11 protein-coding genes and 1 pseudogene are annotated in these 11,493 nt (G+C 72.3%); 3 read left to right on the top strand and 9 right to left on the bottom strand.

Annotation, left to right across the window (positions count from 1 at the left end; all coding sequences use genetic code 11):
* Positions 1–4: 4 nt before the first annotated feature.
* Complete coding sequence (gene hemQ / locus ACFYW9_RS16300) at positions 5–736, top strand: hydrogen peroxide-dependent heme synthase (RefSeq protein ID WP_326784959.1); 732 nt, start codon at positions 5–7, stop codon at positions 734–736.
* 105 nt (positions 737–841) lie between these two features.
* Here the strand turns inward: hemQ and ACFYW9_RS16305 are convergent, their stop codons facing one another.
* The 4 genes from ACFYW9_RS16305 to ACFYW9_RS16320 all read right to left on the bottom strand — a co-directional run bounded on the left by ACFYW9_RS16305 (position 842) and on the right by ACFYW9_RS16320 (position 6,248).
* Complete coding sequence (locus ACFYW9_RS16305) at positions 842–2,431, bottom strand: alpha/beta hydrolase (protein WP_389150071.1); 1,590 nt, start codon at positions 2,429–2,431, stop codon at positions 842–844.
* 186 nt (positions 2,432–2,617) lie between these two features.
* Positions 2,618–3,391: a TIGR04222 domain-containing membrane protein gene (locus tag ACFYW9_RS16310; protein ID WP_351861441.1), complete on the bottom strand. Its 774-nt coding sequence runs from the start codon at positions 3,389–3,391 to the stop codon at positions 2,618–2,620.
* A gap of 226 nt (positions 3,392–3,617) precedes the next feature.
* Positions 3,618–4,385, bottom strand: a complete 768-nt coding sequence (locus ACFYW9_RS16315) for a DUF4142 domain-containing protein (RefSeq protein WP_389150076.1) — start codon at positions 4,383–4,385, stop codon at positions 3,618–3,620.
* Between the two features lie 315 nt (positions 4,386–4,700).
* Positions 4,701–6,248 (bottom strand): DUF692 family multinuclear iron-containing protein, encoded by a 1,548-nt coding sequence (locus tag ACFYW9_RS16320; protein ID WP_389150079.1) that lies wholly within the window; start codon positions 6,246–6,248, stop codon positions 4,701–4,703.
* A gap of 386 nt (positions 6,249–6,634) precedes the next feature.
* Between ACFYW9_RS16320 and ACFYW9_RS16325 the strand changes: the two genes are divergently transcribed.
* On the top strand, positions 6,635–7,453 hold the full coding sequence (locus ACFYW9_RS16325; protein ID WP_389150082.1) for an SAM-dependent methyltransferase: 819 nt from the start codon (positions 6,635–6,637) through the stop codon (positions 7,451–7,453).
* A 113-nt stretch (positions 7,454–7,566) separates the two neighbouring features.
* Here ACFYW9_RS16325 and ACFYW9_RS16330 read toward each other — a convergent pair whose 3' ends face one another.
* On the bottom strand, positions 7,567–8,490 hold the full coding sequence (locus ACFYW9_RS16330) for a helix-turn-helix domain-containing protein (RefSeq protein ID WP_389150085.1): 924 nt from the start codon (positions 8,488–8,490) through the stop codon (positions 7,567–7,569).
* Positions 8,491–8,619: 129 nt separating this feature from the next.
* Positions 8,620–8,850: a DUF397 domain-containing protein gene (locus tag ACFYW9_RS16335; protein WP_326784952.1), complete on the bottom strand. Its 231-nt coding sequence runs from the start codon at positions 8,848–8,850 to the stop codon at positions 8,620–8,622.
* Between the two features lie 288 nt (positions 8,851–9,138).
* Here ACFYW9_RS16335 and ACFYW9_RS16340 point away from each other — a divergent pair, with 288 nt between their 5' ends.
* Positions 9,139–9,612 (top strand): hypothetical protein, encoded by a 474-nt coding sequence (locus ACFYW9_RS16340; RefSeq protein ID WP_351861430.1) that lies wholly within the window; start codon positions 9,139–9,141, stop codon positions 9,610–9,612.
* Positions 9,613–9,621: 9 nt separating this feature from the next.
* Here the strand turns inward: ACFYW9_RS16340 and ACFYW9_RS16345 are convergent, their stop codons facing one another.
* The 3 genes and pseudogenes from ACFYW9_RS16345 to ACFYW9_RS16355 all read right to left on the bottom strand — a co-directional run.
* Positions 9,622–10,374: a peptidyl-tRNA hydrolase gene (locus ACFYW9_RS16345; protein ID WP_389150090.1), complete on the bottom strand. Its 753-nt coding sequence runs from the start codon at positions 10,372–10,374 to the stop codon at positions 9,622–9,624.
* A gap of 83 nt (positions 10,375–10,457) precedes the next feature.
* On the bottom strand, positions 10,458–10,667 hold the full coding sequence (locus ACFYW9_RS16350; protein ID WP_389150094.1) for a hypothetical protein: 210 nt from the start codon (positions 10,665–10,667) through the stop codon (positions 10,458–10,460).
* 208 nt (positions 10,668–10,875) lie between these two features.
* Positions 10,876–11,493: pseudogene (locus ACFYW9_RS16355) on the bottom strand (hypothetical protein); the annotation flags it as partial.

The following is an 11,493-nucleotide window of genomic DNA, read 5'->3' on the forward strand; positions in this document are numbered from 1 at the left end:
CCTCATGAGTGACGACGCCCCCACCACCGAGGCCGCCAGGATCCCGAACAAGGGCAAGCTGGCCAAGGACCTGAACGAGGTCATCCGCTACACCCTGTGGTCGGTCTTCAAGCTGAAGGACGTGCTCCCCGAGGACCGGGCCGGTTACGCCGACGAGGTCCAGGAGCTGTTCGACCAGCTCGCCGCCAAGGACGTCACCGTCCGCGGCACCTACGACGTCTCGGGACTGCGCGCCGACGCCGACGTCATGATCTGGTGGCACGCCGAGACCAGTGACCAGCTCCAGGAGGCGTACAACCTCTTCCGCCGTACGAAGCTGGGCCGCGCGCTGGAGCCGGTCTGGTCGAACATGGCGCTGCACCGCCCGGCCGAGTTCAACCGCTCGCACATCCCGGCGTTCCTCGCCGACGAGACGCCCCGCGACTACATCAGCGTCTACCCCTTCGTGCGCTCCTACGACTGGTACCTGCTGCCCGACGAGGACCGCCGCCGGATGCTCGCCGACCACGGCAAGATGGCCCGCGGGTACCCCGACGTCCGCGCGAACACGGTCGCCTCGTTCTCGCTCGGCGACTACGAGTGGCTGCTCGCCTTCGAGGCGGACGAGCTCTACCGCATCGTCGACCTCATGCGCCACCTGCGCGCCTCCGAGGCCCGGATGCACGTCCGCGAGGAGGTCCCGTTCTACACCGGCCGCCGCAAGGACGTCGCCGAACTGGTCGCGGGCCTCGCCTGACCGTCCCGGCATTCCGCCCGGCCGTCCCGGCAGCTCACCGGCCGTCCCCGCGAGAAGGCGGGCGCCCCTCCCGGGGGCGCCCGCCTTCCGGGTTTCCGGGGCGGGTCAGCGCGCCCGCGCCACCGGTTCCCGGTGTGGTGCGCACCCCGCGTCCCGCCCGGGGAGCCGGCCCTCCAGCAGGTAGGCGTCCAGATAGCCGTTGACGCAGGTGTTGGGGCCGCCCGCGATCCCATGGGTCCCGGCACCGTTCTCGGTCACCAGCACCGAGCCCCACAGCCGTCGCTGCAACTCCTTGGCACCCTCGTACGGCGTCGCCGCGTCCCGCTCGGCGGCGAGGATCAGCGTCGGCGGCAGCTCACCGGGCAGTGTCCGTACGTCGAGCGGCTTCTGCCGGGGCGCGGACCAGTACGCGCACGGCAGGTTCATCCACACGTTGTCCCAGGTCTCGAACGGGGCGACCCGCGCGAGACGGGTGTTGTCGCGGTCCCAGGTGCGCCAGTCGGTCGGCCAGGGCGCGTCGTTGCACTCCACGGCCGTGTAGACCGCGTTGCCGTTCTCCTGCTCGGCGGCGGCCTCCGGATGCGGTGCCGCCAGCTGGATCAGCGGCTTCGGGTCGCCCTTCAGATAGGCGGACAGCGCCAGCGCGCGCTGCGGCCAGTAGTCGTCGAAGTACCCGGCCTGGAGGAACGCGCCCTGGAGCTGGGCGGGCCCCACCGTGCCGCCCGCGGGGGAGGCCGCGAGCCGGGCCCGCGCCTTCTCGTAGGAGCGCCGCACCTCCTCGGGCGTGCGGCCCAGCTTGTACACCTTGTCGTGCCGGGCCATCCACGCGCGGAAGTCGGCCCAGCGGATCTCGAACGCGGCCGACTGGTCGAGGTTGTTGCCGTACCAGACCTTCTCGGGGTCGGGGTTCACCGCCGAGTCGAAGACCATACGGCGTACGTGCGAGGGGAACAGCGTCGCGTACAGGGCACCGAAGTAGGTCCCGTACGAGGCACCCATGAACGTCAGCTTCCGCTCGCCGAGCGCGGCCCGCAGCACGTCCAGGTCACGGGCGTTGTTGAGCGAGGTGTAGTGGCGCAGGGCGGAGCCCGAACGCCGGGCGCAGCCGCGGGCGTACGCCTTCGCCTCCGCGACGCGTGCCTTCTTGAACGCCTCCGAGGGGACCGCCGGGGCCTGGAGGAGCGGCTTCGGCGGGTGCTCGGGGTCCCGGCAGGTCAGCGGCGCCGACCGGCCGACGCCGCGCGGGGCGTAGCCGACGAGGTCGTACGCGGCTCCGATCCGCTTCCACGCGGGCAGCATGCCGATCAGCGGGAAGTACAGGCCGGAGGCGCCGGGACCGCCGGGGTTGTACACGAGAGCGCCCTGGCGCGGCACCTTGTGCCTCGCGTTGTGCGGGTCCTTGCCGGTGGCCTTCACCCGGCTGACGGTCAGTCTGATCCGCTTGCCGTCGGGGAGCGCGTAGTCGAGGGGCACCGTGACCGTGCCGCACCGGAGGCCGGACGGCAGATGCTCCTCCTTGGGGCACTTGCCGAAGCGGATGCCCGCGGCGGCGGCGCGCCGGGCGGCGACGGCGGTGCCGCGCGTCTCGGCGGAAACGAACGGGTCCGGCCGGGCCGGCGCGCCGTCCGCCGGAGCGGCGACGAGGCCGGTCAGCAGCAGGGACCCCGCGGTTCCGTGGAGGACGGCAGCTCTCATCGCGAATCCCTTCGGCGCACGGCAGCGACAGAAGGGATGCTTCGGCCGGAGGCCGGCGAAGTAAAGCACCGCCCGCCGGTGTCGGCGCCAATGACCCCGATGCGCCCCCCCGGAGCGCCTTCCGACCCCCGGGGCCCGGCCCTGACCCGCGGGCATGGCCGGACAGCCCTGGTGGGTCCCTTCCCGTCAGGAGGTCTCGCGGTCGCGGTGCGCCAGGGCCGCCCGCAGTTCCGGCTCGCCGATCGCGCGGATGCCGCGTACGGCGACGGAGGTGAGGTACGTACGGTCGTCGCCGGACGCGTCGGAGTGCCTGGCCAGGGTGCCGAGCAGCCGTTGTCCGGCCGGGGAGGCCCAGCGGGTGCAGGGGTGCACCTCGATCCGGGCTATGGCGAGACAGCTCAGCGTCAGGATGAGCGGGAGCAGGAACCAGACGGCCACCGGGACGTCGCTGCCCGGGGCCTGGCCCGGCAGCAGCAGGGCCACGACGCCCAGCGCGAGGACCGCGGCCGCGGCGGCCCGGACCTGGCGGACGGCACCCGCGACGTCGGTGCGGGCTCCGTCGGGGACGGCGAGGCCGGCCGCGACCAGGCGGTCCGCGAGCCGGCGTACCGAGTCGGCGGCGGCGGTGGCCGCCCGCAGCGGTGCTATCCGGGACTGGCCCTCGGGCCCGATGGCCCCGATGACCGAGCGCTCCATGTCGTCGCGCCCGCGCGGGTCGACGACCGTGGCCCAGCCGGTGTGCGCGAGCAGCAGGCGACGCTGGCGGGCCATCGACACCAGGGTCAGGTCGGCCACCCGGGCCGGTCCGCCGGACAGGAACGCGGCCTCGTACAGCGTGAGGTCGTGCCCGGGCGCGGCGTCGGCGTCGAGGGACGCGGAGTGGACCGCGGCCAGACACAGCCGGGTGCAGGAGACACCGGCCGCCAGCCAGGCGAGGAACAGGAGAAGGACCCAGAACATGGCGTTTTTCTATGCGATGCGGCCGGTGGACGCCATGCTCCACCCACGATGTGGGACGGAGCCGTTCCCGGTATGTGACGTTCCGTTTGTCGCGGACCTCGGCGAATCGGCACCCCACGTGCTCAACTCGCATGAGCCGGACCGCTCTTGAGGGCCTGGTGGTACCCGGCGGAATCGGGTACGAGCTCGAACACCATTCGGTGCGTCGGCGGACGGCGCCGGTCGTTCAGGAGGCCGGGGAGGGATCGGGGCGCGTGGCGGCCGGGGGGAGCGGGTAGCCCGAGGACGGGGTCACCGGGATCGGCGACGACGGGAACGGGACCGGGCCGGGCGGTGCGGGGGAGCGGGTGAGCGGCGGCGGGCTCGCGGTGGCCGCGTCCTCGGCGAGCGCGTCGAAGTCCACGTATCCGGTCGCCTCCAGGACCTTGATGTGGTCGAGCACGGTGGTGTTCGCGTCGTCGGCGAGATCCCGTACGAGCGAGTTCCGGGTGTTCGCGCGGACCTGGGCGACCATGGCGAACACCTTGCCGTGCGCCGCGCGCAGGATGTTCGCGAAATCCTGGTCGTACCGCGTGCCGTGCGCCGCGCTGAGCGTGGACAGCCACTGACGCTGCTGCGCATTGGGCTGGCTGGGCAGTTCCAGGCCGAGCCGCGCGGCGACGCTGCGGACACGGGCGTCGAGGAACGTGTGCCCCTCGATGAGGTGCTGTCCGGCCGTCCGTACGGCCTGGGTGGTGCCGCGCTCCTGGGCCTGCTGGCCGGCGGGCAGCTCCCACAGACCGGCCAGCCGGACCCTGGTGACGAACTCCCGGTCCAGGGCCGACAGCGGGCCGTAGGGGGTCGGCACGGTCTGGGAGTTCAGGGTGTCCAGGCCGGTGCCGGCACGGTCCGCGTACGACCAGATCGGAAAGGCCAGCGCGACGACGGTCGCCAGCAGCGCGGCGACGATGAGCCCTGTTCCGCTGACGAGTCCGGTGCGGTTGTCGGATCGCATGGTGCCTCCTGTTGCGGCACCGCACGCTAATGCGCTTCGGGTGCGGGTTGGCATGCTACTGGGGGCTCTACGCCAACCGCCGTACACGAAGAACGGATCGGACTGAGGGGGGAAGGTGCCGGTTGTGGTGGTTCGCGCGCACGCCAGAACACCCCGAAACGACCGAAACGGGGCGCACACATGACCTTCACAAGAGGAGGTGTTACTCCGGGCACACTCCGCGGCTGAGGTGTGTTGGGGTGCCCGGTCCGGGCGGCGCGCCGTGGCCGGCGGCGCGCGGCCGCGCGCCGCCGGGAACCCGCCCGGCACGCCCGCTCAGCGCCGGAGCAGCACCCGGCGGGTGGCCCGGGCCAGCCGGGCCGCGGGCCGCCCGGACAGCGGGGCCGGACCCGATCGTTCCAGCCACCAGTCGCGCAGCCGCCGCGTGTCCGCGCCCTCCGGGAGCCCCGTGAGCAGCAGGTGTTCGGCGAAGCCCAGGGCGTCCCGGCGGTAGCCGCCGGTCATCGGACGCCGCTGCGCGTACGCGAGGAACGCCGGCCGGTAGGCGTCGGCCAGGATCTCCGGCAGCTCCGGGGCCACCTTCGCCACGACGTCCGCCCGCTTGGCGGCGAGGGCGCGCGCCTGCACCCCGAGGCGGACGCGGTCGAAGCCCTCGGGGGCGGGGGTCCCGGCGACGAGCGCGGACAGCAGGGCGGCCTGCGTCAGCGCCACCCGCTGGCGACGGGCGTCGTCAGCGCCGGCGCCGGCGCCGGCGCGTGAACCCGGTCCGGCCTGCTTGTCCGGTCCGGCCTGCTCGTCCGGTCCGGCCTGCTTGTCCGGTGCGGCCTCGGTGTCACCCGGGGCCAGGGGCGCCGGCGTGGTGATCGCGGGAGTGGTCGGCGAGGTGTCCGGACTCCGTGCCGGCTCCGTTTCCGCCCCCGCCTCCCCGGCGGCCGGGGAGGCGGCCCGGCCGCCCACCAGGACCGCCGTACCCCGCTCCGCCGTCCGGGCCGCGGCCTTCGCCGTCTCCCGCGTGCCCCGGGCCGCGGCCTTCGCCGTCTCCAGCGTCCCCCGGATCGCGGTCAGCTCCCGCTCCAGTTCGGCCGGTCCGGGGAAGTTCTCGTCGCGTTCGAGGAGGACCCCCGGCGGGGTCACCCGGGACGCGAGATCGGCGAGGATGTCGAGCACGGGCCGTGCGACCGGATGGGCGTGGCTGTCGTGCCACACGCCGTCACGCTCGAAGCCCCCGGCGACGTGGACGTAGGCGATCGCCTCGACGGGCAGTTCGTCGAGCGCCTTGGCGGGGTCCTCGCCACGGTTGACGTGGTTGGTGTGGAGGTTGGCCACGTCGATGAGCAGCCGGACACCGGTGCGGTCGACCAGGTCGTACAGGAACTGGCCCTCGGTCATCTCCTCGCCGGGCCAGGAGATCAGCGCGGCGATGTTCTCCACGGCGAGCGGGACGGGCAGCGCGGCCTGAGCGGCGCGGACGTTCTCGCACAGGACGTGCAGCGCGTCCCGGGTGCGGGGAACGGGCAGCAGGTGCCCGGCCTCCAGCAGCGGCGACGCGGTGAGCGGGCCGCCCGCTCGGACGAACGCGATGTGTTCCGTGACGAGGGGCGAGCCCAGCGCCTCGGCGCGTTCCGCGAGCGCGGTGAGCCGTGCCTCGTCGGGCCGGTCGGCGCCGCCGAGGCCCAGGGAGACGCCGTGCGGCACCACCGTGACCCCCCGCTCGCGCAGCCGCAGCAGCGACTCGGGGAGATGACCGGGGCACACGTTCTCCGCCACGGCCTCGACCCAGTCGATGCCGGCCATGTTCTCCACGGCCTCGGCGATCTCCGGCCTCCACCCGATGCCCGTACCCAGCCGCCCCGGCTCCCTCATGTCCCCTCCTCCGTCACGGCCTCGGCCGCGCCCCGACCGTACGTCGCTCCCCACGACGGCCGGTGCACCGGCGTGACCAGGTCATGGCCCCGGGGACCGGGACCGAACCCCCCGGGGCGGACGTTCAGAGCAACATTTGAGGTTTCGCGGGTTCGCGCCCGGCGTCACGCCGATGCGCGGCGGACGGCCGCCCGGCACGGGGCACGGCCGGCGGCGGTCCCCGCCGATCGGTCATTTCGCGCCACAACGGTGAACGAGGGGGCGGCAATCGGCCTGAAAGCCCTCCCGCGTCCTTCGTTCGGGGACTGGTATCGCCAACTTCCGTTTCCCTAAGATGTATTGCCGGTCGGGCCGGTCAGGCCGGCCGACACTGATCTGGGGGAACGATGCAGCCTGGCGAGCAGCTGACCACGTCGATCGATGCCACGGTGCCCACGGCCGCGCGCATGTACGACCACTACCTCGGCGGCAAGGACAACTACGCCGCCGACCGGGCGGCCTGCGAAGAGCTGGATAAGGTCGTGCCCAGCACGCGCGCGCTCGCTCTGAACAACCGGCGCTTCCTCCAGCGGGTGGTCCGGACGCTGGCGGACGGCTACGGGATCAGGCAGTTCCTCGATCACGGATCCGGCCTGCCCACCCAGAACAACGTGCACCAGGTCGCCCAGACGGTCGACGAGACCTCCCGGGTGGTCTACGTCGACAGCGATCCGATGGTGCTGGTGCACGGCCGGGCCCTGCTGGACCAGAACGAGCGGACCGCCGTCATACACGCCGACCTGCGGCAGACGGAGGAGATCTTCTCCCACCCCGACACCCGGCGGCTGATCGATCTCTCGCAGCCGGTGGCCGTGCTGTTCAACTCGGTGTTCCACTGCATCCCGGACAGCGAGACCGACGGGCCCCTCCCCGTGATCCGCCGCGTCGCCGAACGGCTGGCGCCCGGCAGCTTCATGGTGATGTGCCAACTGGTCAGCGATGATGCCGAGGTCCGTGACTTCGTCACCGGCTTCATGGACACCGCGACGCAGGGGCACTGGGGCCGGGTCCGCCAGGAGAAGGACGTGGAGGAGTTCTTCGACGGCATGGACATCCTCGAACCCGGACTGGTCGAGGTGTCCACCTGGCGCCCGGACACCGACGTCGTGCCGCGCCAGCTCACGCAGGAGTGGATCGAGTTCGGCGGGGTCGGCCGGATCCGCTAGTTCCGGTCCACTTCCGCCTCCCGGCACCTGCGGCGGGACCCGCTCGCGTGTGCGCGGCGGGACCTGCCCGGCGGACCTGTCGGCAACGGCCCGGGGCCGATGGTGACGGCTCGTCAGTGCGAGGCGCTGTACCGCTGTTCCACCGTGCTGCGCAGCAGCGCCAGGGACGCGCGCGGGCTGAGGGCCTCGTCGGCGAGCCGGTCCAGTACCACCCGGTACTCCTCCGTCTCGTCCCGGTCCTCCAGGAAGTTGGCGCTTCTGATGTGCTCCAGGTAGACGATGTCGGGCAGTTCGACGCCGCCGAAGCGCAGATAGGTGACGGGGATCGCCGGAGCCGAGGCGTTGGTGACGTCCAACGGCACGATCTGCACGACCACATGGGGGCGCTGGGCCATCTCGATGAGGTGCTCCAGCTGAGCGCGCATCACCGCGCGGCTGCCCAGAACGCGCAGCAGTACGGACTCGTCGACGACGGCCCACAGCTGAGGGGCGTCCACCCGGTCCAGCAGTTCCCGCCGGCGCATGCGCAACTCCACCCGGCGCTGCACCTCGGCGGCGGGCGCCGTCGGCAGCCCGCGTTCCACCACGGCCCGTGTGTAGTCGGGGGTCTGCAGCAGGCCCGGAACGTACTGGATCTCGAAGGTGCGGATGGTGGTGGCCGCCTCCTGGAGTCCGACCAGACGGTCGAACCACTCGGGCATCAGCCGCTTGTCGTAGCGCTGCCACCACCCCGGCTCGCCCGCGCGCTTGAGCAGTCTGAGCAGGACCGACACCTGGTAGTCCTCGGTCCCGTACAGGTCGAGCAGCGCGCGGACGTCGCCCTCCGTCGGCGGCCGACGGCCCTTGCCCGCCTCTATGCGCGACAGCTTCGCCGCGCTGAACCCCAGGGAACGCGCCGCCTGTTCCTGGGACAGCCCCGCGTCCTCGCGGGCGCCGGCCAGCTGAACGCCGACCAGCATCTTCAGCAGAGTAGGAGCGGGCTCCTCCCGGCTCAGATACGGTTCGAGGCGGGAGACGCGGGGTGACTCGACGGACATCCTGACTCCCAGTCGACCGGCAGAAGACAGCCAAAATTATCGCACTGCCCCGGACTCTGCCGCAGGGGGAGACAGAAGTGGACAACCATCGTTCCGTTTCAGCGGAGTTCGGAGCATCGGACGCCAGGATCAGAGCAGGTGGTCGAACTCCCCGTCCTTCGCGCCGGCCAGGAACGCCGCCACTTCCGCGGGGGTGTAGACGAGGGCCGGACCGTCGGGGTCGCGGGAGTTGCGTACCGCGATACCTCCGTCACCGAGGTCGGCCACCTCGACGCAGTTGCCTTCGGCATTGCTGTGCCTGCTCTTGATCCAGGAGGCGCCCAGCGAGCTCGCCCGCACTCCGTTCGGCACTGATGGCACCAACGCACTCTCCTTGCTGACGTTCCACCAGGTGTGTGTTCGCCCGGCCGCCCGGTCGCGGGCTCCGGCCGGACCTCACGTGGCCCAAAACTCTCTCCGGCTCCATGCAATTTCTCGTGCAATTGCACGAAGACGCTGACAGCGTGGATAATAGCCGTGGCGTCAACCTCGTTACCAGGGGCGCGTACTGACGTCGACTCAGCCGCTCTCCCCGGGGAGCGTGATCGTCCGGGACGGGCCCTCGGCCCGCCCGCGTGTCACTGTCCGACGCCTTCGGAGGGAGCGGAAATGGCAACACCACTCGGGAATCTGGCACGCGTGCCGTGGGACGAGATCAAGGACTCCAAGGGGTCGGCGGAAGCCATCCCCTTCCTCCTCAACACCGTCGCCTGGGGTGACGCGGCGACGGCCAGGGCGGCACTCCAGGACCTGAGGGAACGAATCTGCCAGTACGGATTCGTCGTGGAGCAGGCGACGGCCGCCACCGTCCCCTTCCTCTGGGAACTCGCCGAACTCCCCCAGGTCACCTGCCGCGTCCAGATAATCCAGCTCCTGAGGGACATCGCGGACGCACGGCAGTGGGAACGCACGGCCGCCGCCTACCCCAAGCTCCTCAACCGCCGGGAGAACTGGGTGGGATGGGAGCGCGAAGCCCGCCAGGCCGTGCGCGCCCACAGAGGCACCCTCCAGCACCTGCTCGCCGAGCCGGACACCGAACTGGTCCGCGTCACGGCGGAACTCGCCACCACGCTGGCGAAGTAGGGGCCGCCGTCAGACCGCCGCATCCGGAACGCTTTTCGCCGGGGCGCCGACGCGGTCGTGTCCCTCGACGGCGACCGTCAGTCCGGGAGCGATCTCCGTGAACCCCGCGTCGCGGACCAACGGCAGCTCGGAAGCGCTGAGTTCACTCCAGCGGGCCGGATCGGCCGTGCGCACCGAGAGGGCGAAGCCCGCCTCGCGCCAGGCGATCCGTTCCTTCTCCGACAGCTCCCACCAGGCCAGCTGGGCGCCATGGCCCGTCTGCGCCATCGTCTTGCCGGCCGACATGTCGAGTTCCGGGTTCAGCCACAGCACGGGCGCCGCGGGATCGGCCGGTGCCGGGGGCTCCGGATCCTCGAGATCCGTACCGGACACCTGGAGCCGTGCCAGGTCCTTGGGCCAGCCGTCCAGCGGTACCGGCGGGAAAACCCGTACCTCCGCGGACCGCCCGGTCACGGTGATGCCGGGCAGGGCCTCGGCCCGCCGCCACTCGGCTCCGCGCGCCCGCCGCACGACCTTGCGGATCCGGGCGTCCTGCCAGTCCCGCATCGCCCGCGCCCAGATGCCGTCCCCGAGCGACCGCTCGTCGCTCAGGATGGTCAGCACGGCCCGGGCCGAGGTCTCCAGCGCGTCGGTGCGCGCCGGGGGAGCGGCCTTCTCGATGTGCACGACCAGCGGCAGCACGAACTGCCGTGCCTCGTCACGCACGGTGGGCTCGTCACGGAACGGGCTGTCGTCGGCGGGGGTCAGGTCGTCGCTGCTCACGCCCCCAGTCTGCCAGGCGGAAGATCCGTTCCGGACGGACGGTCCGGTTCCGGAGCCGCCCGTCCGGCCGGTGCCCGCGCCGGTCAGCCCGAACACGCGGTGCGCTGTGCCTCCTGCCAGGCGCAGACGGGGCACAGCGTGATCCCCCTGTGCGACTCCGGGTACTCGGTCGGTTCACGGCACAGCACGCACTCCGCGTACGGCGGCCCGGCCTGCTCCGCCGCCGCGTCGAGGGCGTCGCGGGACTCCGTGCCCGGCCCGTCTTCGCCGGTCGCGCAGTGGTCGTCGCTCATGCCTCCACCTTACGAGGAGGCGTATTGATGTCCCTGGCCGGCTCAGCCGGTCCGGCTGGGGGGAAGTCGACCTGAACGGTGGAGAGGGCGGACTCGCGGCGGTCGGGTCGGGAGCGCGGCCCTGAGGTCGGGTCGGGAGCGAGATCCTGGGGCCGGGCCGGGCCGGGGGCGCGACCCCGAGGCCGAGTTCCCCGTCGTCCGCGCGGGGCTATCCCGCGGGTGACTCCGGCTCCGCGCGTTCCGCCGCGGTCGTGGACCGGTCCGCGTCGTTCCCGTAGGCGTCGACGGTCCCGAACCCGTCGGGATTCCCCGAATCCTCGGGTCCCTCCGGCTCCACGGGCACCCTGGGCTCACCCAGGATGCCGAACGTGTCCGGGATGCCGAGTCCGTCCGTGTCCGCGAACGCCTCCGGAAGGCCGAGGGCCTCCGGCACCCCGTTGATCCGCCCCGGCGGGGCGGGAGGCTCGACGGGCTCGACCGCCGGCTGCCGCTCCTCCGCGGACGGCGCTTTCGGCCGCCGCTCCCGCTGCGACTCCGTCACCACCGGCGGCTGTCCCGACTGGGCCCGTTCCAGGAAGCGCAGCAGTTCGACCGGGAAGGGCAGGACGAGGGTGGAGTTCTTCTCGGCCGCGACGGCCACGACCGTCTGGAGCAGCCGTAGTTGGAGCGCGGCCGGCTGTTCCGACATCACGCCGGCGGCTTCCGCGAGTTTCTTGGACGCCTGGAGTTCCGCGTCCGCGTTGATGATCCGGGCCCTGCGTTCGCGGTCGGCCTCGGCCTGGCGGGCCATGGACCGTTTCATCGTCTCGGGCAGCGACACGTCCTT

Origin of the sequence: Streptomyces sp. NPDC002698 (assembly GCF_042888945.1) — a bacterium.
In the GTDB taxonomy this organism is placed as follows: domain Bacteria; phylum Actinomycetota; class Actinomycetes; order Streptomycetales; family Streptomycetaceae; genus Streptomyces.